A 26,281-nucleotide genomic window follows, 5' to 3' on the forward strand; every position below is an offset into this window, starting at 1 on the left:
TGTGAGGAGGAGGCGCCTGGTGAGGCAGGCACCTCCGATCAGGGTATCAGTTGGCGGCGGCGCCGATTTCGCGATCCCAGCGTTCCAGTAGGGCCTTGCGCTTTGCCGGATCGCCATAAGTCTTGAAGTCGTAGTCGATCAGCTTCATATCCTCGAAGCGCGGCGCCTCCTTCGGGATGATGGCGCTCTTGTTGGAAGGCAGCTGGAAGGATTTGGCATCCTTCATTCGCGACTGGACTTCCGCCGTCAGCGCCCAGTCGTACCAGACCTTCGCACTGTCGAGGTTGCGGGCGCCCTTGATGATCGACATAGACCCGATCTCATAGCCGGTGCCTTCGCAAGGCGTGATCGATTTGACCGCGAAGCCTTCCGCGGTCTGCGCCACCGCATCGTGCACGAAGACAATTCCAACCGCCGTCTCGCCGCGTGCTGCCGCCTTGACCGGTGCCGAGCCCGACTTGGTATATTGCGAGATGTTGCCATTCAGCGTCTTCAGGTAGGCGAAGGCCCGCTCCTCGCCCATGATCTGCACGAGAGAGGCGAGCGCCGTATATGCGGTGCCGGAAGAATTGGGGTTCGCGATCTGGATTTCGCCCTTCAGTTCCGGTGCCAGAAGGTCGGCCCAGCAGACCGGCTCTTTGTAGCCCTTAGACTTGAAGATTTCTGTGTTGAAACCCCAGCCGAGCGCGCCGGCATAGACGCCGACCGTCTTGTACCCGGAGCTTTCGGCCTGCTTCTTCGCCCAGTCATTGAGTTCATCGAGCTTCGGCGATTTGTATTCAAGCGTCAAATTCTCCGACGCCGCCTGGAGATGAGGGTCGCCCGTGCCACCCCACCAGACGTCGGTCTTCGGGTTACGAGCCTCGGCGCGTACCTTGGCATAGGTCTCGCCGGACGACAGGCGGACCATATTCACCTTCACGTCGTTATGCGCCTTCTCGAAATCGCCCTTCATCTGCTCGCAGATCACGACGTCTGCCGAGCAGATGAGGTTGAGCTCGCCATTCGCCTGCACCGGTGACGCGCCGATCGCCGTGCCGGCGAAGAGCATGAGGGAAAGGGTCTTCATTTTCATGGGCATCCTCCTGTTGCCTTGGTCTGATTTCCGCGCGAACAAGACACAGCAGGGCCATCGGCCCACTTGCGGCGGCTTGTACATGTTTTCGGATTTGTGCTTTGCCTAAAGGGCTAGTTCAGTTTGTCGCAGCGATTTCCGCGTCAAACCTGCGCAGCAGCCGACTTCGTTCATCCGGCGAGCCGAAGGTGGCGAAATCATAGTCCACCATCTTGATCATCGAGATATCCGGGGCTGCAACCGGGAGGCTAGATTTCGCGTTGGACGGCACTTGGTTCTGCCCAGACGCCGCGCCCGTACTCTGCCCTTCCGGACTGAGCGCAAATTCGACGAAGCGTTTTGCTTCCTCGATATTCCTTGTACCTTTGATGATGCTGACGGCGCCGATCTCGTAGCCAGTGCCTTCGCAGGGTGCGACGATGACGAGGGGGAAACCCACTTGTCTCTGCGTGACGGCGTCATGCATGAACGAAATGCCGATGAGCGTTTCTCCGCGCGCAGCCGCCCTGATGGGGGCTGCCCCCGAAGGCGTGTAACGTTCGATATTGCGGTTGAGCGCGGCGAGATATCGAAAGGCCTCGTCCTCGCCGAAAAGCTGCACCAACGTCGCAAGCATCGTGAACGCGGTGCCCGACGAATTCGGATTACCGCTCTGGATGCGGCCACGATAAGCGATGTCCGTGAGGTCCTTCCAGCAGGTCGGCGCGGGCAGCTTTAGCTCCCGCAGCAGAGCGGCATTGTAAGCGAAGCCGAGCGCCCCCGCATAAATGCCGGCCGAGCGGCCGCCGGACATGACGAAGAAGTTCTGCGCCCAGGGCAACATGTCGCGCTCATGGGCCGGCTGGTAGGCTTCGAGAAGATTTTCAGATCCGGCTTGCAGATGGGCATCGCCCGTGCCGCCCCACCAGACATCGCCGGCAGGCGCTGTCTTCTCCGCGCGGATCTGTTTGAGAATTTCGCCGGTGCTTTTGCGGGTAACGGAAATTTCGAGACCGGTCTTCGCCTCATAGGCCGTCTTCATCGCGGCACACCACATCTCGTCCGCACCGCACAGAACGGTGAGCGACACGGCTGCCATGCCGGCACTGGCGGTCGCCAGCCACAAAGCTGCTACCGCGCTGAAAGCGGTGATACCTCTCACAATTTCCTCCCATTGGACTTGCGTCCCAATCTCCGCAGTCAGGATGTCACATCTGCTGTCTTGCGCAATCGAAGAATGATTACGGTTCTTACAGCGGAAGCGGTGTCGCCGCGGAAAAGATGACAACCGTTACAAATGTGACAGACCGCGCAACATTCGCCCACTTTGAAGATCGTGACGGCTCTGCGTATAATACATACGGGAGGACGTGCATGTGTTGAACGAGAGGATAACAATCCTGATCGTCGAGGACGATCCGGACATGGCTGAACTTATCTCCGACCTCGTTGAGGCGGAAGGGTGGACACCTCTCACCGCGCGGTCGGCTGAAGAGGCCGCGACCGTGCTTTCGCGCAGAACCGTCCATCTTGTCCTTGTAGACCACAATCTGCCCGGCACGTCCGGCCGCACTTTTGCGCAGCGCCTGCGCGCACAGACCAATATCGGTATTGTCATGGTAACGGCCGCCGGCAGCGCCCTGGACCGCGTGCTCGGCCTCGAAACTGCGGCAGACGACTATGTGGTCAAGCCCTTCGAGCCCATTGAACTGACTGCCCGTATCAAGGCGGTCCTGCGCCGAACGATCCCCTGGCTGAAACCGGAGCGGGAAAGCGAGCGAGAGCACGAAGCCACATCCCTGAAGCTCGGTGATTGGTCGGTAGACCTCGAGCGCCGTCGCGCGATATGCCACATCGACCCCGGCAAGTCGCTTACAAGCGCCGAATTTGCGCTGCTCCAAATTCTCGCCGAGACACCCAACATTCCCGTCAGCCGGGCGCATATTCTTGACCGATTGGGCGGTGCGGAAAGCGAGCGCTATGTCGACCGCAATGTCGACGTGCTCGTGCTGCGTCTGCGTCGCAAGATCGAGCGCAATCCGGACCTGCCGCGCCATATCAAGACGCGGCGTGGCAAAGGCTATGTCCTGGCCACCGACGATGGCGAGATCGAACCGTGATCGGTCGCCCCTTCCTTTCCTCCATCGCGTTTCGCCTTCCCTTCGCCATAGCCTGCATCTGCGTGCTCGTGTTCAGCCTGGCGGCAATCGCCGTCTACAGCTTGGAGCGGACGCGCCAAGAGATGGCCGCCTATAGCTTGCAGGCGTTCTCTAGTCTCGCCAAGACCTCGCTGGTCTCGCGACAGGTTTCCGATCTCGTCTCTAGCGCACCTTTCCTGATGAACGCTTCATCGCCCTACCGGGTCTCCAGCGAAAGCCGTTCGATCGTCTTTCAGGTCGATGGTCTTTTGCGCGCCATCCAACCTGAGAGCGACGGGGCCGTCCTGGAGGGCTTTGGGAACAGCCGGATCGTCGAACTGCTCCAAACGATCCGCACGCAGACGACGGCGCTTGCGGGCGATGCGGACTCCGCCCAGCAGCACAAGGCGGAGGCTGCGGCCGCGCTCGGCGAGATCGCGACTGGCAGCGGCCTGGCGGATGCCGACTTTCGCGCTCGCCTGAACGGCATAGTGCAATCCGCCTCCAATTCGGACAGTCTCTTCCAGCTCGGCGAGTTGCGCCGCCGATACGTCTTGGAAACCTCCCCGCGCCTCGAACGCGCTGCGCCCGATATACGGATCGCCGCGGCCGAACTTGCACCTTACGAACGAATCTTCGAGGCACAGACGCGCTATCTCTTCGAAATGTTCGCCATTCGCGCCGCGGTCTCGCGTCTGCACACCGTCTCGCGCGATCTGTCCCATGCCACGGAAACACAAAGCGAGGCCGTTGCCCGCAGCCTCAGTGACGACCTCGTCTCGACCTCCGACGCCTTGAGCCGCATTCTCGTCACCGTCGCCGCCGGCTCGCTGCTCGTGTTGGCAATGGCCGCGATCTCGATCCGCTCCGTCATGCGAGTCTCGCGCGGCATCGTCTCCCTTTCGAACGGCATGAACGCGCTTGCCGAAGGGGGCACAAACGTCGAAACCCCCAGCTACAACGGCACGGAAACGGAGCTGGTGCGCCTGCTCGAAGCCTTCCGTGCGTTCCGCGAGAGCGTCGAGCGCGTCACGCGACTACGGCGCACGACCGAAGCCGCGGCCCGCACCATCCGCTCCACGTTCCGCAGCATGAATGAGGGAATCGCGCTGTTCGATCCGCGTGGGCGCCCGATCACGATGAACCGGCGGGTCATCGAGTTGATCGGCTGGTCCGGTTCAGCGAGAAAACTGCCGCTCCGAAGGTTCGTCGCACCCCTGCAGGAGATCGATCCGGCCGATCTGCCAGACGACGACGATGCCGGCCTACTTCGCGACCAGTCTGTGCTCCGCCACCGCGCTGAAGCGGGCCGGGTGACGGAAGTGTCGTTATCTCGCCAACCAGACGGCGGCATAGTCCTTCTGGCGCGCGATATTACAGACATGGACCGGCAGGAGGCTGAGGCAGCAAAAATCCAGCGCCTTGACGGCATTATGCGCATGACCCACCAGGTAAGCCACGAGGTAGGCAACATGATCGGCATCATCACCGGCAGCCTCGGCCTCCTGGAGCGCGAAACAGGCTTCAACGACCGGCAAAAGCGACACCTCGCTCGCATCCGTAAAGCTGCCGACCGCGGCCGGTCCCTCGCCGGCAGTATGCTTTCCATTGGCAGCCAGCAGCCAATCCACCCTGACGTGGTGGAAATCGGCGTGGCGCTACGCGGTATGGCCGACGTGCTGGAAATTGCCGTCGGCGAAAAGTGCCAGCTTGCGTTCGAAATTTCCGACGACCTGCCCACCGTCCGTATCGATACCGCACTCTTCGAGCAGTCGATCCTCAATCTCTGCCTCAACGCCGCCGCGGCTATGCCGACTGGTGGAACAATTCTTATCCGTTGTTCCCGGAGCGAACCCGGCGTCAGCGTCAGCGTGACGGATGACGGCATCGGCATGACACCGGAGGCAGTCGACAGGGCTTTCGAACCCTATTTTACGACCCGCGACGCAGAGGGCGGTGCGGGTCTTGGCCTGGCAATGGTCTATGGGTTCGTACGCCAAAGCGGCGGCGACGCTCGCATCGCATCGCTGCCGGACAAGGGAACGGTTGTCGAGCTTTTGTTTCCAGCCTGAAACTGGCTTTACGCAAAGCGGGGGAAAACTCATAATCACCGCCGATGTTAAGATTTCGTACAAAGAATGGTGATGGGCGCGATTGGGATTTGGTGCCGCGAAGAAGGTTACTTCCTCGACAGTGACATCGGTAGAAAGGAGCTCGATTTAGCTGTTCAGCGGCGCGGAGGCGGACCGCCCCAGGCACAGCTCGTGGGGGTTCTGCGGCTCGAAAGGGAAGCTTGATGTACTGAACCCAAGGTGCAAAATGTCGGCCAGCAGATCGATGACGTCGTTACCGCTGGCAAACTGTCGTCGGCCGTCTGAGAGATCGACAGCACGATCGGGAACCCTGCCCAGTCTCGCCTTTGTCGAGGCTGCCGGGAATATCGCCTCCGACGGCGACCGAGGGCTGCCGATCAACCGAGGTTGAACCGCTTTCGCAGATCGGCATTTTCAGCACGCAGCTTCTCGGCCGGCTGCTTGCGCAGTCTTTGGTTTTCCTCTTCCAGCTGCAGGAGATCCGCAAACTCGTCAACCGCCGCCACTGACGGTGCAGTCGCTGCCGGCACGGCCTTCGGAGCACGTTTGACAGGCGCACGCTTGGCGCTTGGCGCACCTTCGTCGGACTTTGCCTTGCGTCCTCTCTTCGGCTTGACCGCTGCGGCATTCGAAGCCGCTGCCGGTTGCCCCGAAACTGCGGCTGAGGCCGTCTCAAGCGTCGGCCTTTTTGGCGCGAGGTTTGCGCTCCTTCTTCGGTGCGGGCGACGCAACCGTCGGCGTGTCAGCATCTGTCATCGCATTCATATCGTCGGCCATTATGGTCTCGTGTAAAGCCGCTGCATTTGTCTCCTGCTCGATCGGCGGTGTCAGCAACGCCGCCTGTTGTTCCCCGGCGAAAGACGTTCCGGATCTGCCAACCTTAGAAGTTTCCGGCAGGAATGGCATTGCCTCGTCCTGCAGATCCTGCGCAACGGACTTGAGATCCATGTCTCCCCCGATCGAGCTCGGATTTGTATTTGAGAGGCCGGTATCTGCGGTGACGTTCCGGCGACGCTTTCAGCATCGCGAGAAGCCCTGCCAGATAACCCCTATCAATCCAGCGGGCCAGGCCTACGGCCATACTCGGCTGCCGATATGCGCCAAGACCCTTTTTGATCAGCCTGCGGCACTACCTGGACTAGCAGCCAATTCCGCCGTCAGCACGCAGCGAGAGGTTCGGGCACGTTCAGCCATCGCGTCCTCACCACTCGCGTTTGGCGGCCGCAGGTCAAGATGAGCAGGCGGACATCAACTGCGACTCGCCGTTACCTCCCGCATTGGAGCGCTACCAGCGTTAGTAACTTCTACCGCTATTTCATTGCCGTCTCGATCGGGGCTACGAACTCGGTAGGCTGTGGTGGTAGGTAAGATGGTGAAAGCCCTTCACACCCCTATTAGTCCGTCAGCGAGCGTTCGCACCCACGGCCTTTACCAGCGTCTGATGCAGCCCACGCGCTGGCGAAGCCGAGGGTGCATGAGGCGCGGCCGCTCTGGCAAGAGTAATCGCACTACCCGCTTCTGGCCTGACCTTGAAGCGGGAGATCAGCCGGGAAAGCGTAACGACTTCGTCCGCCAGTCGGCGGGTGTTTGCGGTCGCCTGCTCGACCATGGCCGCATTCTGCTGCGTGACCTGATCCATCTGATTGACAGCGGTATTGACCTCGGAAAGCCCGACTGTCTGCTCCTTCGCAGCGGTTGCGATGGAATGGACGTGGTCGTTGATCTTTGTCACCTGCGTTTGAATGACGCTCAATGCGTCACCCGTCGCGGTTACCAATCTTACGCCCGTCTGGACCTCGGTTCTTGAGCGGGTAATCAGACCCTTGATATCCTTTGCAGCCTGAGCGGAACGCTGCGCAAGTTCGCGAACCTCCTGTGCGACAACTGCAAAGCCTTTTCCGGCTTCACCGGCTCGCGCAGCCTCGACGCCGGCGTTGAGCGCCAGCAAGTTTGTCTGAAACGCAATCTCGTCGATGACGCCGATGATCTGGCCGATTTCGTTCGAGGCCTGTTCGATACGACCCATGGCAGATACCGCATCTGTGACCACTGCGCTCGATTCGTTCGTGCTCTTTCGAGCCTCGCCTACCATTTGACTGGCTTCCGCCGCTCGACCTGTCGAATTCTTTACAGCGGCTGTGATTTCCTCAAGGCTCGCTGCGGTTTCCTCCAACGAAGCGGCTTGCTGTTCCGTCCGTCTGGCCAGGTCGCCAGCGGCGTTGCTCAATTCGTCAGTGCCGGAATTGATCGTGTCTATCGCCGCCCTCACCTCGTCCATGACAGTTCGCAGGCCGCCCATCGTCGAATTCACATCACGCCTAAGCCCGCCGAAAGGCCCTTGGAATTCCCCATGCATTTCATCGGTGAGATCACCCTGCGCCAATGCCGCAACAACGCGTTGAGTTTCACTGACGCCTTGGTGCACGGTGGTTACCAGCTGGTTGACGCTTGTCGCGAAACGATCAAGATCGGGATTGTCATAGGCCTTCTCAACTCGTTTCGTAAAGTCGCCCGCCACCGCCGCCGCGACAACAATGGAAATGTTCGAGGAGAGATCGGCGCTTTTGGCTTGCAAGGCACTTTCCTGGGCATTCAGTTGACGCACCTTAATGGCGTTTTGCTTGAACACCTCGACTGCGGTAGCCATATCGCCGATCTCGTCCGCCCTGTGCGCGAATGGTATTCTCGTATCCAGGTCGCCGTGTGCAAGCTGCTTCATAGTTGCTGTCAACTGATTGATCGGGCGGGCGATCGCCCTCGACCCAAAGATTGCCGATCCTAGAAGCGCTGCGACGACAAGAAAGCCCATTCCAAGGCTAATTTGGAGCGCCAAGCGCGACGCGGCCCGCATTTGAACTGCCGCTTCGTCCGCCTTGCTTTTGGCCGCATTCACACATTCGTCGAGCAACGATCCGATCTGATCGGCAATGACCAAGAGCCTGCCTTGAGCAGACTTTTCCTCTCCGGAAACCTCGGCAGCCTTGGCGGGGCTGTCAAATCTTGCGCCGACAGCTTTCGAAAGACTTTCATACTCCGTCATCCACTGACGGGTCAGCTCGGTGACCGCAGCTATCCGGTCCTTGTTCGCCTGCAGCGTGACATGGGCGCTCGCACTCGTCAGATAATTTGTGACCGACTCATATCGTTTGGCAACATATTGGCGCGCTTTTATTGCCTCTGCCGATGTCTCCGCGAGGCGCAGGTCCAACATTCCTATCATCATGCCACGTAACGATGCTTTCGCATCGACCAGGTCACGGGAAATAACCAGTTGCGAGCGACCGAAATCGGAACTCCTATCGACCGAGGCTCCGCCAACCAAGACCGACACCAGAAGGGCCAAAACCATCAGAATGCCGGCGGCTGACATGACGCTCAGCTTGGCACTGATGCGGGCGAAAGGCTTTGACGGCATCATAACACTCCTGTCGTGCCGAACGCCCTGGCCCGGCGACGCAATTGATCAACGAGCCGGGCAAAGGTATCCCAGCGGCACATTCATGGGGAACTCAAATGCGTCTTCACACGCTCTACAAGGAGGTGATCAATTAGAATTATGACAGATTGCTTAAGTTTCCGTTGAGGTTACAAGCGCACGAACGGCTGCCATTCAATCGGCGCGCGACTAGCCAGCAACCAGCGGAGGCTTGCTTCCGCACATGGAAACGGGCTGACGACCGTATCCAGACCTACCTGCGGGTCACCTTTGCCAGCTCCGCACTCAATGTATCCACACGAAGGATCCGCCGCCGGCGCAAGAATTGTAGTGCCCAGCGATCACGTGCTGTGTCAGCACGTGGCTCGGCATCGACGGTACGTCTCCCCGTCGCAATTGTCTCCAAGATCTCACGACACCCTTTAGGATGCGTCTCGGCTGCGCCAGACCTTGAAGAGGCCGATCGCGCAAATCGCTATGATCACCGGGTCCGCAAGAACGCCGGGGAAACTCGGATGCCAGCCAGGACGAACGATGGTCTGAATGATCAGCAGGTAAACGATGCAGCTTGCCAGGGTTATTGAGAGGATCGTCAATTGGCGGTTGGTCATGGTCTCCCCGTTATCAAATGCCCGTAGCCTTCTCTACCATAGCCCTGCAAACAATGCCTACCCGCCACCTGTGTTAACGCTACAGGAATCCTCAGAGGAGAAAGCAGCCATCCAAGAAGACTGTGGCGGGTAAGCTCCGGTGTGCAAAGCCACTACTTGCCTCTCTACCGGGCAACCACGGCCCTGTGGGGTCGGCGAACTGCGGCCGCACCCACGGAAGGCGGCTCGCTAATTCCAAAAGCTTTACGGCGCCCATTGGAAATCGCGTAATCGGGCAACGAGCACCGAGCACCGAGCACCGAGCACCGAGCACCGAGCACCGAGCACCGAGGGAGGGTATCAACCGTCCTTATTTTCCAAAGTCCGGTGGTCGATTTCGAGTGAAAGCCACGCATGACGTTGATCATTGTAGACCGACTGAGACGGCTCTAGGTCTTGCCTGTCGTCGAAACAGCCGAAAGCGACGGCGGTCAAGCCGGGTCGCAACTCAGGCTTCCAAAAGACAGTTGATCCGCAAGCGGGGCAGAAATGGAAATCGATAGATTTTCCACTGTCGCCGATCCGTCTGAAGACCGATGCGTGGCCGTGCTCTTCCGTCGCTTCAGACGCAAAGAACACCGCTATCCCAAAACCTGACCCGGTACGGCGTTGACAGGCGTCGCAATGGCATATGGAGACCTTCTTTGGTGTGCCGGAGGTCATGACAGAAAGTTTGCCGCACGAACACATCGCTGTTCTCTTCAACGGAACTCCTCCTCCATCCTCATCGGAAAGTTGTGGTTACAACCTTTCCTTCAGCAGGCGCCATCATACTGGTTTCGATAGATTCTGATAGCAAGGACGTGCAGGCGCTCAACTCGCCAGCGTCGGTCAAATGGCCAACTTGACCCTTATGAGATTAGCGGATGTAATGCGCATCTGAGAGGTGCAGTTTACCCCCAACCAGCAATCTCAGCGGTCGGCGCCTATGGCGCTGACCGTCCTTTCAGTCAAGCGATCCATTTGCTCTAGTTCCTTTTGGTGGGTTGGTCGCCTCTATCATCCCGGTTACCATCATTATCCCTAAGCCGAGCGTAGAAGAGTCTCCGGCTTAGGAAGAGCCCGCGCACGGGGGTACGCGCGGGCTCTTTCGTGTCCGCAAACGGCGCTAGGCGGAGGCGTCCTCGGCCTCTACAGGCAGACATCCGTAGCCGCGCTAGCAAGAGGTGGTGGCAGGGACGGCAACATCGGCACCCCACCAATCTTGGCGACCTGCTCCCAGGTAATTCGCAGATGGAGGTGCGGGAGGGTGCACCGAAAATTTGCTGCAAGGAGGTTTCACCACTTCGGATGGCTTGGTGGTAAAATTGGGGCACCATCTGTCGAGAGCGGCCAAAACCATTTCGGGTTGCCCTACTGATTATTTTTTGACCGGCCTACGACCATTGTTTGTGCACGCGGGTCTGAGCCGATGGTCGGAGATGTCGCGCCGCCGCACCTTGCGGGCCGCAACTTCCAGACTTTGAAGAACGCCATAGTGGCATGGCGTTTGCATGGCTGGCCCGTGAAAATTCCTGCGGCGGGCACAATTTGACGAATATCCTGACCTGTTTTTTACTTGCTGCCGCACTCTCTCTCAGCGTGCGCCGGTTCCTTGTTCCATACATTCGCGCGGACGGTAGAGCCGAAGCAACCTCGCCGCTGACGATGGTCGCCAGCGCCGTTTTTCTGACGGCCCTGGCCCTGACCATTGCGGATACGGATGTGCTGCGCGCTGCGTTGACGCTTGCCAGTGGCCTGCTATTCGCAGTTCTTTTGGACGGTCTGAGGCCAACGCTTTTGGTTGCCTTGTCAGTCGCCTGTCTCATTGCCTACCTGGGCCTGCGCTGAAGCTTCTGAGACTACGCCGCCGCGGTCGCAAGCCTTTGCTCACGCGGAAGTGCCCTGGCGACCGCATTAAGCAAGTCGGTCTGCGTGATCAATCCGAGTATCCGCCGTTTATCGTCTACGATGACGACCGCATGCGTGCGGCCATCGGTCAATACGGGCAACAGGCCGAAAGCGACATCGTCGGATCGTGCGGTCGTCGCCTCAGAGATCCGCCGCTCCAACGAGCCGGACGCTAAGGCGAGCTCCCTTAAGCCGACTGAGCCGACAAGGCTCCTGTCGGCTCCCCTGACTGGCAGGGTCCGAACGTTGTGATTTAAGAGAAGCCAACGAGCCTGCTCCACTGTTGCATCGATATCGATCGCAATGACATCGCGCGACATGATATCCGCACATCGGATGTCGCCGTTGGCGCGCGAGACCGCCTCAAGCTCCACCTGCCGCAATACCCGGCCCAGATCGGCACGATCGATGTCAAACGTTTCGTTCAGCTTCGCAAGCGCCGCATCGATATCCTCCTCCCGAAACCCGGCCCGTTGCGCGGGCGCCGGGTCCGAAGTGCGATGCACGTTTGCCGGTTGCGGAACGACATGCGGATAATTGTGGCGCGACAGTCTGTGAAACAGTAAGCCTACGCCTACGAGCAGGCATGAATTTAGCGCGACTGGGACGAATGGAAAGAGCATCCCCCAACTTGCAACCACCGGCCCGCCGAGGACTGCCGTGAGTGCAGCGGCGCCCCCGGGCGGATGCAGGCAGCGCGTGAAGGACATTGCGGCAATCGCAAGTGATACTCCGACACCTGTTGCGATGATCGGATCGTTTATCAGGCTTGCAGAAAGAACGCCCATGATAGCCGATATCGTGTTGCCGCCAACGATCGACCATGGTTGCGCAAGCGGGCTGGCAGGCACGGCAAAAAGTAGAACCGCCGACGCGCCCATCGGGGCAACGATGAGCGGCAAATGAGCGCCTTCTCCGAAGAGAACGCCGCAGAGCATACCCGTCAGTGCGATGGCAACGAGTGCACCCAGGCACGCAAGAAGCCTATCTCGAAGGGTGGCGCCGGCGAGGATTGGATAGAACAAGCGGAATGAGAGGCGAGCTCGCCTTCGAGCGGCGTCTTCTTGCTTGGGAGATGACATGCAAAACCTGGTGATGAGTTTGTGAGAACTTAGGAGGGACGAGCCGACGATCCCGGTGTAGCGGCGCCGGAACTGACGAGAATCGCTTCAAGACCCTGAAGCGTCGCGGACCTCCGGTCCCTCTTCGAAATCAGCAACGTGTCGACCGGCCCCAGCGAATGAACTTCGATATCGGCGCTCCAGTGCATGCCATCCAAAACGGAGCGGGGTATGACGCCGGCAGCATTGCCTGCAACGACGTGGGCCAACATGGAATGGTAGGAGCCCACCTCAAGGGTTGGGAGATCGGCCGTCAGCCTTACCCACCGTTCGGCAACGCGGCGATAGGTGCAGCCGGGCTCAAGCGCCGCCAACTGCCGTGATCGGATGTCACTGGCGTCCCGGACCGGCAGGTGGTTGGGAGGAAGAATAAGAAGCAGTTCTTCCTGGTAGATCGGCGTTACGTGGAGCAGCCCGTGGCGGTCGAAGGAGACCGCATTGTCGGTTTGGTCTCGCGGCGGCCGCGCGACAAGCGCGCAGTCCAGTTCGTCTGCAATAACGGCAGCGGCAAGGTCTTGAGTAGCGCCGAGCGTCAATTGCAGAGACACCGAGGGCCAATTCTCATTGAACTGAGCAAGGACCGGAGGCAACCTGCTTGCGGCTGTGCTCTCCATGGTACCAACTCGAAGGGTTGCCATGTTCTTCATCGCAAGACGGGCTTCTTCGGCAAGTGCAACCAGCCGTCGCGCGTAGGTCACAAACGTCCGGCCCTCGCGGGTCAATGTCATTTTTTTCCCCTCGCGGCTGAACAACTGCGCGCCGACTTGTTCTTCGAGCAGTTGGATGCGCGTGGTAACATTCGAAGGAGCGCGGGCAAGCTTTCTTGCGGCACGCGTGACGCTTGTTTCACAAGCCACAGCAAGAAAAATTTCGAGTGATGTCGGGTCCACGTTGATCTCGCCAAACGAATGATGCTGCGCTATCATTTCCTAAATGCGAATATCATTCAAGGTTGATCCTAGGGGCAAACTCACGCCAGCGCGAAAAGAATGAGCCGATGAGCAATGAAAACGAGAAAGAACTTCCAGCAGCCTACGCGTCTCCTGCTTGTCTGATGCATGAAGTCGATCCAGTCTATATGGGACTGGGGGTAGACCGGGCGACCATCAACGCGTGGCGAAGAGATGAGCGCCGCCGGCTGATCGATCTGCGCACACTTCTCAGTTCTGAGGAACGCCAACGCAGAACCCTCCTGCTCAGGCAGCATCTTGATAAGCTTCTGCCCAATCTGGGCGGCCGGAATGTCAGCTTCTATTGGCCATTTCTGGGAGAGCCGGATCTGCGGGGCTGGATCGTGTCCGCATCGGCAGGTGGGGCGATCGGCCTCCTGCCCGTGGTGACGGAACGGCGGAAACCGTTGACATTTCGTACCTGGAGCGTCGGTGAGGAGCTTGAACAAGGGGTTTTGAACATCCCCGTGCCTCGCCATGGGCAGGTGCGACGTCCCGACATTATCATCGCGCCGCTCGTCGGGTTCGACGCGCAATGCTACCGCCTTGGTTTCGGTGGCGGTTATTTCGACCGGACGTTAGCGGCTCTGGATCCGCCACCCCTCAAAATCGGAGTCGGCTTCGAGTTCCAAGAGATCGAGAGCATTCGCCCGCAAGCCCATGACATTCCTATGGATGCGATCGTGACCGATGTTCAGGTGCGGGTTCGCCCAGGCCGAGACGCGGCGCTCAGGCTGGAAGGCGAAAAATGATCGTCGTACCGGCCGAGTGGACGGCACCGCTTTGCCTGGCCGCTGCGATCGCGTTTGCGTGGCATCCGTTCCTCATTATCTTTCGTCGAGACACTAATCCCGCCGCACAAACATCCATTACAACAATGGTCGCCACCAGCGTGGCGCTGATGACGGTCACGCTTTCCTTTGCCCATTGCGGTTCGGTCATCGGAAGCCTCGTCTTCGCACTCGGCCTCGCAGGCTCCCCGATAGCCAGGCGCTACCTGCGCCCCGCGCTCAGCACGGGGCTTTCCGCGGTCAGTCTTGTCGCCTCTTTCTCGATTACTGGCGGCCTTCAGGTATAGGAGCGAAGACATAATGTCGGACCGGAAATATCCGCAACTGGCTTGGTCGCATTGGTATGCCTGGTACCCCGTCCTGCCCGTCGATGACTCGATTCATTGGCTGGAAGCGGTGTATCGGCGGAAAGATGAGGCGGGAAGGTGGGTGTACCGCTCGTTCAGGCCCAAGCACGAACAGCAGCGTGCTGATATGGCAACGCCGCTCTGTCCAGGTGCTTAATGGTCTGTGCGATAAGGCGAGCCGAAGGCGGCTCTCCGGGCGAAGTGGACAGATCCGAAAAACTTACCGGTCGGGCCACCGGATGCGCAATGCGTCCGATGGCGAGGAATCGCACCTGTCGAAGCTTCAGGGGTATTCGGACGGATGGGCCAAATGCGCCGCGGGGTGAGACTTGCAAATGGAACTGATTGGCCCCACCGGCCCGCCGGGGGCCATGCGCGAAGCGGTCATACAGCTACGACGCCTTCCATTGCCGCATCCGCGGGGAAAGCAATCCTGCGCACCATCAGGTGCGAAGAGTTCCGCTCGGCGATCACCTACGCCCGCCGCAATGCCATCCACACTATTGCGGCCACCAACACCTTCAAGCGGGACGACATGAGGAAATCCGGCATCGTACCGCTGCGGATGCCGTTGCTCTTGAAGCAGAAAGGCACGATTCCGGAGCCCGGCTCCTTCTAAAGCTCACCAAGAGTTTCGGCTGGTATTACTATTGTCCGTCGTCGGCGGGAATTCCTTTGGCGGCCCTCAGGTGGATCCATCCTATCATGCAGCACTGGGATCAGGATCATCGTCACGGGAAACTACGGCTCTCCTGGGCCGCGGCCGGAAGCTGACCACCTGCGGAGCATGGTCGATCGGTTCGATGAGACGCTGTCCGAGCTGCTTTAAGCGCGCTTCAGCCTCAGGCTGAAACAGAATGTGCTGGACCGAAAGTACCTCAGAGTGCCCGTCGTCCGTTAGAAACTCGGTCTTTTGCCCGACGGCGAGGCCGAGTATCGCGAGGCCGCGCATCGAATGAAGCGAGAGAGCGAAACTGGGAAGTAGCCCTTCTGCGTTCCGCACAAGAATTTGCGGTCCGATGCTCAACCCGTTGACGGTAAAAGCGACCTGAGTGTCGATCGTCACCACATTCGGGGGTATATCCTCCCGAAAGTATACGTCCGAATGATTCAGCTTCTCACGAAGCAGGATCGAAAACGGACTCGGCCGGTCGGCCTCCTGTTCGAGCATCGACATCAGGACATTGGCATCTCCTGCCGTCAGTTGGCAGAATACTTCCCTGGACATAGTTCATTTCTCCAGCACACATTCATGGAGGTGACAGAAAGGCGGGCAACTCGCCGGCCTGCTATGCTCATTGTTGGCTACGCAATGCTGTACGCCGCGTCAGCGCAGCCAAATACGAATGTCTCGCATGGGCTTCTTGGGGTCGTCCTTTGAAATAATCCTTGCGATCACAGTGCGAGCCGCGTCGGCTGCAGCTTCGCGAGTCGGATAGCGCGAGGGTAGTACTCCGTCGAAGACGGTCGACCACGCGTGTGCAGTTCCGCTCAGGTGGTCGTAGTGGAGCTGAACATGGATAGCTCCGCCGGTAGAATTGTTGTTGGAGAAGGAAGGATTTGTCATCGCGCTGCCTCGCTCCCAAAAGAGAAAATACCAGCTCGCTCGAAATTACCTGAAGGGGCGGCACCGCGTGCCGTTCCCGAGGGCGCCGACGAGAGTGCGGATCCGAAGATCGCCGTTAACCCCCGCTGCGGCTGGTGGAGAACCCGCTTGAGTGAAAGTGTCGCATTCGGGTTTTGATGAGGACCGAAGACTGCAACGTCGCCTTCCTGGAGACCTAGAACAGCGAGCCCCACCAGGCTACGTAGCGGGATGATATCCTGGAACAGCCTGATGGACTGCCCGGTATTTACGAGATCCGCCGTGGTCGGCAGGTCACTTCCGACTTGAAAGGCGACTCGGCTGTTGATCGTCGCGACATTTCCAGGAAGGCTCGACGCGTCAACCACACGAGCTGTTGCGATTTTTCGTCGTATCAAAGCCTTCGCCCGATGACACACAGTGATGTCATCGAGCAAACGGCGCAGGATAGCGGTGTCCTCGTCGAAGAGTATGAGAGGCAGATGGGACGCATTCATCGTAGGTCTCCTTGGATGTCCATGTTGGTTCAACAGGAACGCCCTGTGCCGACCCCGATGGGCGGCACAGGGCTACGGGCCTGCGGTGAGGCAACCTCCCCGGTGTTTTCTGTGTCTGCTGTCGCGCAAGATCATTGGTGTCCTCAGGGTTGCTGATGTTCGACGGAATTTAGAGCACCAGGCCGGCGGCTTCCTGGACAACGCAAACCACGGTCAGGTGATGGGCCTGGCCGTCACGAGAGAACCACTGGCTGCACTGCCCCTCGCGAAGGCCAAGGAGTGCCACCCCGATCGGAGTAAGCACCGATATTCTAGCCAAGACGACGTCGATCTTATCGGGATAGACGAGCTTGATGGTGCGGCGGGATCCGCCTGCGACCTCGAAGGTGACGGTGGAACCAATACGGACAGCGTCATGTGGTGCCTGTCCGTCAGGCACGACGAGGCTCTTCTCAAGCTTGCCAACCAATTCAGCCGCGACATCGTAATCCTTCGACAAGGCAGCGTAAGCTAGGTCAATGAGTGAGGAGTAATCCGATGCACCGACGACGGACATCTGATACTTCGGAGAGGGACGAGCTTGCGACATTGTTCGCTAAACCTCCGTTACAGACATGGGGGCTCCATGCATGCGGTGACTGTTCTGGAAGAATTGTCGCGCCGTCAGTGAACGCTGGTGCTGACTCTTTTCGCCCAGGATCCGGCAGGCGACGAGGGCCGGATCCGGGCTATGATCCTGCGATAGGGCAAACCCGCAACACTTCGATCGGGAGTAGGTCGTGATTGATCAGCATGACCCTAAGATTGCCATTGGCAGCTCGGAAGTCAAGCCATCCGTTCGGGTGCATGAAGTGCGGCAGGCCGCCGCATCCAAAGCGGATGGCTTTCGTTCCTGACTTGAGGGATCAGATCACGCCGAGGGCATCCATTGCTTCAGCGACCCTAACGAAGCCTGCTATATTGGCCCCCAGCACGTAATCGCCTGGGGCACCGTACTCGTCGGCAGTGACAGCGCAGCGGTCATGGATCGCATGCATAATCGTTGCGAGACGCGCCTCGGTTTGCTCGAAGGTCCAACTGTCACGGGAGGCGTTCTGCTGCATTTCCAGAGCCGAGGTGGCAACTCCGCCTGCGTTCGCGGCCTTGCCGGGCGCGAACATGATACCTGCCTGCTGGAAATGACGGACAGCCTCTGGTGTGGAGGGCATGTTTGCCCCCTCACCTACTGCCACAACGCCGTTCTTGACGAGGGCCCGCGCGTCCTTGCCGGTCAGTTCATTCTGGGTTGCCGATGGCATTGCCACGTCGCAAGGAACGTCCCATATGGAGCCGCCTTCGACGTAGCGGACGCGTGACCCCTTCCGTTTTGCATACTCAGAGATCCGCTCCCGCCTGATCTCTTTGATCTCCTTGACCAGGCCGAAATCAATGCCGTCTTCATCCACCACGTAGCCGTTTGAGTCGGAGCATGCGACGATGCGCCCCCCAAATTCAGCGACTTTCTCCATCGTGTAGATTGCGACGTTTCCAGAGCCGGAGACTGTCACACGCCTTCCGTCGAACTCCAGGCCCCGGGTTGCAAGCATGCGCTGGACGAAGTAGGTCGCTCCGTAGCCAGTCGCCTCTCTACGGGCTCGCGACCCTCCATGGAACAGCGCCTTACCCGTGAGAACACCGGCCTCGTAACGGTTGGTGAGGCGCTTGTATTGGCCGAACATGTAGCCGATTTCCCGGCCTCCCACGCCGATGTCACCCGCGGGGACATCGGTGTACTCACCCAGGTGTCTGTGAAGCTCGGTCATGAAGGACTGGCAGAACCTCATGATTTCTCCGTCCGAACGGCCTCTTGGGTTGAAATCGGACCCACCCTTGCCGCCGCCGATCGGCATTCCGGTCAACGCGTTCTTGAAGGTCTGTTCGAAGCCGAGAAATTTGATGATCCCGACATTTACCGAAGGGTGGAAGCGGATGCCGCCCTTATAGGGGCCAAGCGCTGAATTGAACTGCACCCTGAAGCCCCGGTTTATCTGCACTTGCCCGGTATCATCCACCCAGGGCACGCGGAAGATTATCTGTCGCTCCGGCTCGCAAATACGCTCGATCAGTGCGTTTTCGGCGTAGCGGGGGTGTTTGGCAATCACACGCCCCAGGCTTTCGAGCACCTCCCGCACGGCTTGATGGAACTCGTGTTCACCGCCGTTACGCCGCAAAACTTCAGTTAGAATTGGTTCCAGCTTCTCATCGACATTCAAGATTTTTCTCCTAAGCCACATCCGCATGATTGCGATCGGCGCGGGCGCCATACCGGAACAGCCGCGGTAAGTGAACCTCTTTTTTTGGCACGTCATCTGCCGAGCTCTGATGCTATTGGATCGGCCTTGACTTCCGCTTCAGGAACGGCATGATCTACTGACCATGACGAACATTTCGCGCTTTCATTGCTGTCGCCTCCGCCGGGCGTGTTCTATCGCAGGACACTAGCCCAGGGTCTTTCGCTGCTGTCGCGCACCTGAACCCTGGGATCGTCATACTCCTGTTCGCTGGCTTTCTGCGCGACTCCCCTTCACGGCACTTAACTAAACCATGACAGCGCGGCTCCAAGGCTGCGCGAAGAGGCATGACAAATGGAAATGATCTCAACTCACGGCACCAAGCCGTCTATCATCGTGCGCCAAACCGAGCACTCCCGCCTCATTTCGCTCGCCATGGCGGCGCCGGGTCGCGATCTCGACGTAGCCGACGAGCTGCTCGCGGAACTTGAGCGGGCGGCGGTCGTGGACGACAATAGCTTTCCGACGGAAGCCGTCGGGATTGGTTCCACCGTTTCTTACGAGACGGAAAATGGGCAGGCGCGGACGGTTACGCTCTGCTTTCCAAACGAAGCTGACATTGAGCGATCGATGGTGAGTGTGATGACCCCGATCGGAGTCGCCCTTCTGGGACTCTCGCCGGGGCAGTCGATCAACTGGAACGGTCGTGACGGCCACGTTCACAGGCTGACGGTGACCTTCGTCGAACCTCACGTCGCTTCTAGCGACGCCTGACGAGCACACCTGTCGATTCCGGAGGTGCAGAACGCGTGCCCTGCGCTCACTGTTGTGCAGGTCTGCGCGCCGACATCGCATTTCTGCCGGAAGGCCGACTTCAGTGGGAACCCGTGAGTGCGGCGGAATGTCCCCCGCTCTTGTGTCCGTCGTTCAAGGATCCAATTATCAGACATGACCAGGGCAGAAATCATATCGGCTTCGAGCAGCAGATCTCAAGCACATGGCTCCACCCCGGGCGCCGCACGGCCGTGAACCGTGGGCGTTTCGGGGCAAACGCACGATTCCAAGTAAACATTGGTTTTGTTAGCCGGTCCCCACCGGCAAAGGAGCTTGATATGTCGTTCGCCAGCAACCGATACTGCTGTCATGCCTGCTACCGAAAACTGCCTCGTGCAGCAACGCGATGTCCGTGGTGTGCTCATCCGCCGCCAACCCGGACGGTGGGAGCCGCTTCGCCGGTTACGGGCCCCATCCCCTGGTCGTCCAAGGATCTTCGACATGCCGTGTGAGGATAGGAACACGGCTGTTGCGCCATCGCGAATTTTCGTTGAGGACCAGATCCATCTTGCGCCCGACGAGATGAAGATTGCAGGCCCCGATAGTCAGACGCAAAACGTGTCCGTTACGCGGCTCCTTCCGGCTCTTTCGCCTGCACTGTGCCGCGCGGCACGGGGCGCGCTGGATTGGACCCAGGAAGATCTGGCGAAGCGATCGACTATCTCCCGGACGACAGTACGGGACTACGAGAGCTGCAGGCACGTCATTCACCGGCGTACCGCATCGCTGATCACTGCCGCCTTCGAACGCGAGGGGTTGGTACTTACGCAGCTTCCGGAGGTAGGCTTCGGCATCTGGAAGTTCGAATGTGACTCCCCCGGGTCGCAGGCAGAGCTTCTGAAAGCCCTCTTCTAGTCCATCGACCTTGATCCGCCTGACCCGGAGCCACAGAATGATTTCTACAAACCTTCCTTCCGCGGATGTTGAAACGCGGAAAAGCTTCGGCCAGGGGCTGATCTGGATGGCGGTCAGCATGGCGTCCTTCATCGGAATGTCCGTCGGCTCGCGTGAACTGGCCGCGACCCTCTCAATCCGACAGGTCCTCTTCTTCAGAGCTCTGGTCGGCCTCATTGTGATCTTGGCGGTAGGGCGGATGCTGTTGCCCGAGATCCGGAGAATGAAGCTTGTGAAGCTTCATCTCCTCCGAAATGTCGTGCACTTTTGTGCGCAGTATTTCTGGACGATCGGCATTGTCATGCTGCCACTGGCCTCGGTCTTCGCGCTGGAATTCACCATGCCAATCTGGGTGGCGCTCTTCGCATGGATCCTGTTGAAGGAGAGGCTCTCGGCTCCACGCATTTTTGCCACCATCGGGGGATTCATAGGTGTGCTCGTCATTGTTCGACCGGGAACCGCAATGGTCGATCCGGCTGCCGGCCTTGTCCTGATCGCCGCTGCTGGATACGGGCTCTCGCTGATTTTCGTAAAGCGGTTGACCCGTGACTGCTCTCCTGGCGCCATCGTGGTTTGGATGATCCTAATCCAGGCTCCACTAGGATTGATTGCAGCTCTCACCGACTGGCATGACGTGCATCTCAGCGACGTCCCTTGGATGCTAGTTGCGGGGCTTGGTGCGCTCAGCGCGCATTACTGCCAGGCGCAAGCGCTCAAGAGATTGGAAGCGTCTGTGGTCATGCCGATCGACTTCCTGAGGGTCCCTTTCGCAGCGGTGGTCGGGTACTACGCCTACGGTGAGGCTATCGACCTCTGGGTCCTATTTGGTGGCGGGATCATCCTGCTCTCGAATTACCGGGCCGTTCTCGCTGAGCGGGCTCGCTCCCGCTAACGCGTTCTATTCAATCTCCTTTTTTTGGCGTGTGATCCAAAGATGAAAAAGCATAACGGCACACCAAGCGGCAGACGGGTCACGCTCTCCCGGGCGATGTCAAAACTCGGCTACTGCTCGCGGACGCAGGCCGAAGCCTTGATCAACGAGGGCCGGGTTAGGATAAATGGTACCAGAGCGAGAGACTGCCGCATCTGGGTCGACGTTGATCTCGACGTGCTCGCAGTCGATGACGCGTCGGTGCGCAGGGCAGCGAAATCCTACGTAGTCCTAAACAAGCCCCGCGGCCTGATAACCACTCGGGACGACCCCGGCGGCCGAGATACGGTGTTTAGCTGCCTCAGGGCCCTGAATACTTCACATATCTCCCCGGTCGGTCGCCTGGACAAGGCGAGTGAAGGGCTGCTTCTATTCACCAATGACACTGTGCTCGCACAGCGTCTTCTCGACCCGGAAACGAACGTCAGGAAAATTTACCATGTCCGGCTCTCGGGGAAGCCGACCGAGACCGATATGGGCCAGATGGTAGCCGGCATCGCGGATCGCGGAGAAAGCCTGACCGCATCGTCCGCGCGCATCCTCAGGTCAGCGGAAAAGAACGTGTGGCTCGAAGTGGAGCTGCGTGAGGGACGCAATCGGCAGATCCGAAGGATGGTGGAGGCTCTCGGTTTCGAGTGTCAGAGGCTCGTGAGAGTCGGTATCGACACTTTGAGTCTCGGTTCTCTGAACAAGGGCGAGTATCGTTGCCTCAATGACATCGAAATCGAGAGCCTACGGCGTCGTGTTGGGTTGCCCGTCCTTGCTGGTTAATTAGGCTTTGAAGAAATGCGGTAGTCACACGCCGCTGAACGCCGGCAGGATGGTCCAGACCAGGAGAATGGCTGCGGTGCCACGGGACAACTTACTTCAAATGCAGTGATTGTCGGGAATGAGCTGAGGTAACTCCTTTGGTGTTTGCTTCCGCAATCGTAACCTTAACAGTCAACCAAGAGCGCGAGTTTCAATTGCGATCGCCCCAAGGACAGGTCCAGATAGGCTGGCCTCAGAGGTTTGCTGCATGGAAAACAATGAACAGCATTTTTATGTGTTTGGAAGACGTATAGCGTGCGGGATTTATGACCCAGTCACCCGCAAACTCCGCGTCGTTTATCGCAGCGGTCGCAGTAGAAATTTTTTCGAAATGTCTCCGATCCAGATCCTGGCAATTCTATCCGGTGCCCTCAAGAGTTTGGTACCAACGTGGATCCCTGTGTTCTCACCGCTGAGCCTCCTCGGCTAGACCCGCCCTGATATAGCCGGAAAACCCTTCTTCCTGAGCGTCAGAGACGGCTGCGAATCAAATCCTGCAGAGCCTCTTCAGACTGGCATACCCGTCCCTACCGATGATAATTCCGACTTAATGTTACGGTACAGTTACAATTTCAGGAGAAAGTCGCCTACAACACCATAGCGGTGTTGATTACTTCCAGAACCCGGAGCGACAAACCCGGATCCGGGTCAGCTACTCTGCGAGAGAGCAGATCCAATATGAATAGTGGGGCAATGAATTACCGTGCTTCATAGCACACATATCTTCGTCTCTAGGAAGCTGAAGATGCTTGTCTTAAGTCGGCCCATGCGAAAGTGCCTACGTGCTGACAGCAACAGCGGCGGCACGAACGACGAGAAGAACGCAGACGGCCCGCCGAACCGGCGGTGGAAGTAGATCTATTGATGAACGGCATCCACAATGGCACGATCCCGCTAAGCGCCAGGAGCATGAGGATCCTACGATTGAGACGAACGAAATTGAAGACGTAGCCGTGCGGTTTCATGTTCCTAAGATGAAGGGATTGGACAGACGGAACTCTGATTTTGGAAGAGCGTCGAACGCTACAAGATCCTCCTCCAAGACACCATCGGAGCGACCGATCAGCGGCGCTCCAGGCAGCAGTTTTGCGGAAGCTTGTCCCCGTCAAGGATGTGGACGTTCTCGGCGGCCCAAAAATAAGCTCCTGCCTCAGCAACATTCGGTTCAGATCACACAGCGGGATAAGCGAGATCGAGCCGAATACGATGATCAAGTACCTCCCGAACGCCCGGAACATTTTCAACAAGGATTTGGGTGGCTTTGCGCTCTTCTGCGGACCCGAAGTCCCCCGAGAGCGTGACGACGCCGTCAGACACCTCCACAAGCGACGCTCTGAACGAGGCCCATTTTTGGCTGCGCCACACTTCTAATATGGTGGCTTTGATTTGCGCGTCGTCAGGCCGTTGCAATTGCGGGCCTTCAGCCGTATTTGCGCGAGCAACAGCGCGGACTATGTCCGACCGGCCAACCATCCCTATCACCCGTCCGTCGCACACGACCGGTATCCTTTTTATCTTGTTTTGATCGAGGAGATCAGCAATTTGAGAAATTGGCGCGGTCTTACCCACGGTGATGACCTTGGTCGTCATTACGTCGGCGACATGGACCGAATGAGAGGTGGTGTAGTCCACGGCGAGGGAGGCGTTCTCTTTGAAAAGCTTGAGCCACCAAGAGCGTGGTCTGACTTCAGTCCCGATTTCCGCGCGGTGCAGTAGATCTGCTTCACTCACGATCCCTACCAGCATGCCGGCATCGTCGACGACAGGAAGGGCGCTAACATTTCTGGATACCAAGACCTCGGCTACGTGCCCCACCGTATCTGCATTGTGTGCCGTTATGACTTCAGACGTCATGATTTCTTGAGCAGTCAACATCGTCGCGTTCCTTTAATGTCAAGGCATCATCGTCCGGCTCATCCGCCGTGACAAACGAATTTATGCGCAGCAATCAAGCAATCTTTCTGCGCAATGGCACGTGCTCTTCCCAATCATTCCGCCCGCCTGTGCGATTACCGGAGAATTGGCGGTCGCTCCGGTGAGAAGGCCGGTGCGCATCCACAATGAATTTCTCGTCTCCGAGGAATGGTTCCCGCGCGGGCGTTTCCTCCCATTTACTCTCCACTGGTGGAGATCTGAGCGCATATGTTCCTGAAGTGGGCTGCGACAGCGCGATCCCCGATGCCGCAGATAAGCGGCAGGCACCGTAGGACGGTGGCTGAATCCAAACCTCGTTTCACCAACACCACCTATAGGTTTTGACAAGCGAAGTTGATTGACAATGGAGCCCAAGTTTCGTGCTATGCTTCGATGGATATAGAACTTGCCCGTACATTTTTGGAGATAGTTTCAACGGGTAGCTTTGTTCGGGCTGCAGAACGTTTGAACGTAGCTCAAACCACAGTCAGCGCTAGAATTCGCAACCTGGAACAATTGCTCGGTCGGCCGCTTTTCGTTCGAAATAAGTCTGGCGCGTCGCTCACCCCGGCTGGAGAGCAGTTTCTGCGCCACGCACCGGCGTTCGTCCAGTTGTGGCAGCGCACTCGTCAACAGGTCGCGGTGCCGGCAGGCCACCGGGCGGTGTTAACGATAGGCAGCGAAGTCACGCTTGCGCAACCGCTCTTGCTGAATTGGGTCCGATGGATCCGTCAGAACCTCCCCGATATCGCACTTCGTGTGCACGTCGATGTGCCCCAAGACCTGATCACTCAGGTCGCTTCAGGGATAGTGGATGTGGCGATCATGTATGCGCCACAGCATCGCCCAGGCCTGCAAATCGACCTCCTCGTGGAAGAAAAACTTGTGCTTGTGACGACAAATGTTGGGGTGGAGCGCCTTGAGGAGGCGAATTACGTTCACATTGATTGGGGACCAGATTTCGTGCTGCACCATGACATGAGCTTCCCCGATGTCACCCCAAATCTTTCATTCGATCTTGGCCCATTGGCCCTTAGTTATGTTTTGGCGAGCGGCGGATCCGGGTATTTCAGGATGAGTGCGGTTGAGCCGCATATAGCGGCGGGTCAGCTTCACCTGGTACCCGAAATGCCGCAGTACTCGTATCCAGTTTACGCAGTGAGATCTGCAAACGCAGACGAGAGCGTCGTAGGCGCTGCCTTGACTGGATTGCACGCCATCGCTGGGGGCAACATACCGGCTTAAGTGGCGGCTCAGAGCGATGGAAAAAGGAGATCGACCTCAGTTCCCAATCCTGGCTCACTGCCTATTCGTAAATGGCCGCCAACCAATTGCATAGTCGCATGGACTTGAGCTAACCCCATCCCGGTGCCATTTTCACCCTTAGTCGTAAAGAAGGGATCCATCACCTTCAGCAATAGATCCGGCTCTATCCCACAGCCTTGGTCCTTGACCCGAAGGCGCGCATAGGCCCCCGGCGGCGGCTCGTTGATCGCAATGTTGGTTTGGACAAAACGTTCCGTCGTGACTGAGATTTCCCCGCCGCTCGGCATGGAATCCCGCGCGTTGAGCATCAGATTGAGTAGGGCCGCGGCGAACAACGACGGATCGGCCAGACAGTCCGGCACGTCCGCCCCTAGCGCGAATCGGACACGAATGTTTGTTCCCCTCCCATAGTTAAGAATAGGCTTGAAAGAATTGATGAGCTCATTCAAGTTCCGTGCGTTGAGGTGGAGTTCCTCATAGTTCGCGAATGTGAGCAACTGCGACGTAAGCTCGACACCTCGATTGACGCCTTCCCGCGCCGCTGCAATATAGTTGCGAACGCTTTCGGGGTGGTCCGCTTTAATTTCGGCGAGCCTCAAGCCGGATTCGATGATCGTCAGGAGGTTCCTGAAGTCGTGGACAATACCGCCAGTCATCTCGCCCAAGGTCGATAGTCGATACATTCCGCGCTCGCGCTGTTGGACCGCCCGGGGGCGACCCCTGCGTTTTTCCTGCGATGGCAGCGAGCCTTCTTTCGGAAACGCCGTATTGTCTGTCACGTTGCCCCATCCCTCTGTTCAAAGATGCCGT

The 26,281-nt window shown here is 58.5% G+C and carries 24 protein-coding genes and 1 pseudogene; 11 read left to right on the top strand and 14 right to left on the bottom strand.

The genetic code is table 11. The features are described from left to right. Nucleotides 1-46: 46 nt before the first annotated feature. Entirely contained in the window at nt 47-1,069 is a 1,023-nt protein-coding gene (locus tag C5J22_RS17595) for an ABC transporter substrate-binding protein (protein ID WP_371412639.1), read from the bottom strand. Between the two features lie 124 nt (nt 1,070-1,193). Next, the gene (locus C5J22_RS17600; protein WP_105439271.1) at nt 1,194-2,216 is read right to left on the bottom strand and encodes an ABC transporter substrate-binding protein; all 1,023 of its coding nucleotides are present in this window, start codon (nt 2,214-2,216) and stop codon (nt 1,194-1,196) included. Between the two features lie 214 nt (nt 2,217-2,430). Between C5J22_RS17600 and C5J22_RS17605 the strand changes: the two genes are divergently transcribed. Further along, the gene (locus tag C5J22_RS17605; RefSeq protein ID WP_105403734.1) at nt 2,431-3,174 is read left to right on the top strand and encodes a response regulator; all 744 of its coding nucleotides are present in this window, start codon (nt 2,431-2,433) and stop codon (nt 3,172-3,174) included. After that, the gene (locus tag C5J22_RS17610; protein ID WP_105439272.1) at nt 3,171-5,264 is read left to right on the top strand and encodes an ATP-binding protein; all 2,094 of its coding nucleotides are present in this window, start codon (nt 3,171-3,173) and stop codon (nt 5,262-5,264) included. Before C5J22_RS17605 ends, C5J22_RS17610 begins: the two co-directional genes overlap by 4 nt. Before the next feature lie 398 nt (nt 5,265-5,662). Here the strand turns inward: C5J22_RS17610 and C5J22_RS17620 are convergent. The 4 genes and pseudogenes from C5J22_RS17620 to C5J22_RS17640 all read right to left on the bottom strand — a co-directional run. Then, nucleotides 5,663-6,263 (bottom strand): annotated as a pseudogene (locus C5J22_RS17620) (transcriptional regulator); the annotation flags it as partial. A gap of 424 nt (nt 6,264-6,687) precedes the next feature. Then, a complete protein-coding gene (locus C5J22_RS17625) occupies nt 6,688-8,700 on the bottom strand; it encodes a methyl-accepting chemotaxis protein (protein WP_105439274.1) in 2,013 nt (670 codons plus the stop codon). A 443-nt stretch (nt 8,701-9,143) separates the two neighbouring features. Then, complete coding sequence (locus tag C5J22_RS17630) at nt 9,144-9,332, bottom strand: hypothetical protein (RefSeq protein ID WP_105439275.1); 189 nt, start codon at nt 9,330-9,332, stop codon at nt 9,144-9,146. Between the two features lie 339 nt (nt 9,333-9,671). After that, nucleotides 9,672-10,076, bottom strand: a complete 405-nt coding sequence (locus C5J22_RS17640; protein ID WP_105439277.1) for a GFA family protein — start codon at nt 10,074-10,076, stop codon at nt 9,672-9,674. A 777-nt stretch (nt 10,077-10,853) separates the two neighbouring features. On the opposite strand from C5J22_RS17640, the gene C5J22_RS17645 reads away from it, so the two are divergent. After that, nucleotides 10,854-11,201 (top strand): hypothetical protein, encoded by a 348-nt coding sequence (locus C5J22_RS17645; RefSeq protein ID WP_105403738.1) that lies wholly within the window; start codon nt 10,854-10,856, stop codon nt 11,199-11,201. Nucleotides 11,202-11,212: 11 nt separating this feature from the next. Here C5J22_RS17645 and C5J22_RS17650 read toward each other — a convergent pair whose 3' ends face one another. After that, nucleotides 11,213-12,343 carry an HPP family protein gene (locus C5J22_RS17650; protein WP_105439278.1) on the bottom strand — a complete coding sequence of 377 codons (1,131 nt, stop codon included), beginning with the start codon at nt 12,341-12,343 and terminating at the stop codon, nt 11,213-11,215. A 29-nt stretch (nt 12,344-12,372) separates the two neighbouring features. Further along, nucleotides 12,373-13,272, bottom strand: coding sequence for a LysR substrate-binding domain-containing protein (locus C5J22_RS17655; protein WP_105439492.1), 900 nt, complete (start codon nt 13,270-13,272; stop codon nt 12,373-12,375). A gap of 107 nt (nt 13,273-13,379) precedes the next feature. Here C5J22_RS17655 and C5J22_RS17660 point away from each other — a divergent pair, with 107 nt between their 5' ends. Genes C5J22_RS17660 through C5J22_RS31690 form a run of 3 tightly spaced genes read left to right on the top strand, consistent with a single transcriptional unit; the run spans nt 13,380 to nt 14,627 of the window. Beyond that, nucleotides 13,380-14,084 carry a 5-formyltetrahydrofolate cyclo-ligase gene (locus C5J22_RS17660; protein WP_105403740.1) on the top strand — a complete coding sequence of 235 codons (705 nt, stop codon included), beginning with the start codon at nt 13,380-13,382 and terminating at the stop codon, nt 14,082-14,084. After that, nucleotides 14,081-14,410 carry a hypothetical protein gene (locus C5J22_RS17665; protein ID WP_105403741.1) on the top strand — a complete coding sequence of 110 codons (330 nt, stop codon included), beginning with the start codon at nt 14,081-14,083 and terminating at the stop codon, nt 14,408-14,410. The genes C5J22_RS17660 and C5J22_RS17665 overlap by 4 nt, the downstream gene beginning before the upstream one ends. A 13-nt stretch (nt 14,411-14,423) precedes the next feature. Beyond that, nucleotides 14,424-14,627 (top strand): hypothetical protein, encoded by a 204-nt coding sequence (locus C5J22_RS31690; RefSeq protein ID WP_105439279.1) that lies wholly within the window; start codon nt 14,424-14,426, stop codon nt 14,625-14,627. Between the two features lie 546 nt (nt 14,628-15,173). On the opposite strand, the gene C5J22_RS17680 is transcribed toward C5J22_RS31690, so the two are convergent. The 4 genes from C5J22_RS17680 to gdhA all read right to left on the bottom strand — a co-directional run bounded on the left by C5J22_RS17680 (nt 15,174) and on the right by gdhA (nt 18,804). After that, on the bottom strand, nt 15,174-15,698 hold the full coding sequence (locus tag C5J22_RS17680; RefSeq protein ID WP_105439281.1) for a transcription elongation factor GreAB: 525 nt from the start codon (nt 15,696-15,698) through the stop codon (nt 15,174-15,176). Between the two features lie 335 nt (nt 15,699-16,033). Beyond that, nucleotides 16,034-16,552 carry a hypothetical protein gene (locus tag C5J22_RS17685; RefSeq protein ID WP_105439282.1) on the bottom strand — a complete coding sequence of 173 codons (519 nt, stop codon included), beginning with the start codon at nt 16,550-16,552 and terminating at the stop codon, nt 16,034-16,036. 169 nt (nt 16,553-16,721) lie between these two features. Continuing rightward, a complete protein-coding gene (locus C5J22_RS17690; RefSeq protein ID WP_245440449.1) occupies nt 16,722-17,108 on the bottom strand; it encodes a GreA/GreB family elongation factor in 387 nt (128 codons plus the stop codon). A gap of 349 nt (nt 17,109-17,457) precedes the next feature. Continuing rightward, nucleotides 17,458-18,804 (bottom strand): NADP-specific glutamate dehydrogenase, encoded by a 1,347-nt coding sequence (gene gdhA / locus C5J22_RS17695; protein WP_105439493.1) that lies wholly within the window; start codon nt 18,802-18,804, stop codon nt 17,458-17,460. A 372-nt stretch (nt 18,805-19,176) separates the two neighbouring features. Here gdhA and rnk point away from each other — a divergent pair, with 372 nt between their 5' ends. The 4 genes from rnk to C5J22_RS17715 all read left to right on the top strand — a co-directional run bounded on the left by rnk (nt 19,177) and on the right by C5J22_RS17715 (nt 22,252). Then, nucleotides 19,177-19,596 carry a nucleoside diphosphate kinase regulator gene (gene rnk, locus C5J22_RS17700; protein ID WP_371412631.1) on the top strand — a complete coding sequence of 140 codons (420 nt, stop codon included), beginning with the start codon at nt 19,177-19,179 and terminating at the stop codon, nt 19,594-19,596. Nucleotides 19,597-20,178: 582 nt separating this feature from the next. After that, nucleotides 20,179-20,511, top strand: coding sequence for a helix-turn-helix transcriptional regulator (locus C5J22_RS17705; RefSeq protein WP_105439495.1), 333 nt, complete (start codon nt 20,179-20,181; stop codon nt 20,509-20,511). Between the two features lie 37 nt (nt 20,512-20,548). Next, the gene (locus C5J22_RS17710) at nt 20,549-21,442 is read left to right on the top strand and encodes a DMT family transporter (protein WP_105439284.1); all 894 of its coding nucleotides are present in this window, start codon (nt 20,549-20,551) and stop codon (nt 21,440-21,442) included. Between the two features lie 42 nt (nt 21,443-21,484). Beyond that, nucleotides 21,485-22,252, top strand: a complete 768-nt coding sequence (locus C5J22_RS17715) for a pseudouridine synthase (protein ID WP_105439285.1) — start codon at nt 21,485-21,487, stop codon at nt 22,250-22,252. Between the two features lie 1,209 nt (nt 22,253-23,461). Here the strand turns inward: C5J22_RS17715 and C5J22_RS17720 are convergent. Continuing rightward, nucleotides 23,462-24,166: a CBS domain-containing protein gene (locus tag C5J22_RS17720; protein WP_105439286.1), complete on the bottom strand. Its 705-nt coding sequence runs from the start codon at nt 24,164-24,166 to the stop codon at nt 23,462-23,464. Between the two features lie 432 nt (nt 24,167-24,598). Here C5J22_RS17720 and C5J22_RS17725 point away from each other — a divergent pair, with 432 nt between their 5' ends. Continuing rightward, entirely contained in the window at nt 24,599-25,450 is an 852-nt protein-coding gene (locus C5J22_RS17725) for a LysR family transcriptional regulator (RefSeq protein ID WP_105439287.1), read from the top strand. A gap of 8 nt (nt 25,451-25,458) precedes the next feature. Here the strand turns inward: C5J22_RS17725 and C5J22_RS17730 are convergent, their stop codons facing one another. Then, nucleotides 25,459-26,250, bottom strand: a complete 792-nt coding sequence (locus tag C5J22_RS17730; protein ID WP_105439288.1) for a nitrogen regulation protein NR(II) — start codon at nt 26,248-26,250, stop codon at nt 25,459-25,461. Between the last annotated feature and the right edge of the window lie 31 nt (nt 26,251-26,281).

Origin of the sequence: Neorhizobium sp. T25_13 (assembly GCF_002968675.1) — a bacterium.
Lineage (GTDB): Bacteria > Pseudomonadota > Alphaproteobacteria > Rhizobiales > Rhizobiaceae > Neorhizobium > Neorhizobium tomejilense.

Bases quoted from the DNA above. Each gene is read 5' to 3' on its own strand.
- C5J22_RS17645 (WP_105403738.1), top strand. From the start codon at position 10,854: ATGGCGTTTGCATGGCTGGCCCGTGAAAATTCCTGCGGCGGGCACAAT.
- C5J22_RS17595 (WP_371412639.1), bottom strand. From the start codon at position 1,069: ATGAAGACCCTTTCCCTCATGCTCTTCGCCGGCACGGCGATCGGCGCG.
- C5J22_RS17710 (WP_105439284.1), top strand. From the start codon at position 20,549: ATGATTTCTACAAACCTTCCTTCCGCGGATGTTGAAACGCGGAAAAGC.
- C5J22_RS17720 (WP_105439286.1), bottom strand. From the start codon at position 24,166: ATGTTGACTGCTCAAGAAATCATGACGTCTGAAGTCATAACGGCACAC.
- C5J22_RS17705 (WP_105439495.1), top strand. From the start codon at position 20,179: ATGAAGATTGCAGGCCCCGATAGTCAGACGCAAAACGTGTCCGTTACG.
- C5J22_RS17685 (WP_105439282.1), bottom strand. From the start codon at position 16,552: ATGAATGCGTCCCATCTGCCTCTCATACTCTTCGACGAGGACACCGCT.
- C5J22_RS17650 (WP_105439278.1), bottom strand. From the start codon at position 12,343: ATGTCATCTCCCAAGCAAGAAGACGCCGCTCGAAGGCGAGCTCGCCTC.
- rnk (WP_371412631.1), top strand. From the start codon at position 19,177: ATGGAAATGATCTCAACTCACGGCACCAAGCCGTCTATCATCGTGCGC.
- C5J22_RS17715 (WP_105439285.1), top strand. From the start codon at position 21,485: ATGAAAAAGCATAACGGCACACCAAGCGGCAGACGGGTCACGCTCTCC.
- C5J22_RS17680 (WP_105439281.1), bottom strand. From the start codon at position 15,698: ATGTCCAGGGAAGTATTCTGCCAACTGACGGCAGGAGATGCCAATGTC.
- C5J22_RS31690 (WP_105439279.1), top strand. From the start codon at position 14,424: ATGTCGGACCGGAAATATCCGCAACTGGCTTGGTCGCATTGGTATGCC.
- C5J22_RS17630 (WP_105439275.1), bottom strand. From the start codon at position 9,332: ATGACCAACCGCCAATTGACGATCCTCTCAATAACCCTGGCAAGCTGC.
- C5J22_RS17665 (WP_105403741.1), top strand. From the start codon at position 14,081: ATGATCGTCGTACCGGCCGAGTGGACGGCACCGCTTTGCCTGGCCGCT.
- C5J22_RS17690 (WP_245440449.1), bottom strand. From the start codon at position 17,108: ATGTCCGTCGTCGGTGCATCGGATTACTCCTCACTCATTGACCTAGCT.
- C5J22_RS17625 (WP_105439274.1), bottom strand. From the start codon at position 8,700: ATGCCGTCAAAGCCTTTCGCCCGCATCAGTGCCAAGCTGAGCGTCATG.
- C5J22_RS17660 (WP_105403740.1), top strand. From the start codon at position 13,380: ATGAGCAATGAAAACGAGAAAGAACTTCCAGCAGCCTACGCGTCTCCT.
- C5J22_RS17725 (WP_105439287.1), top strand. From the start codon at position 24,599: ATGGATATAGAACTTGCCCGTACATTTTTGGAGATAGTTTCAACGGGT.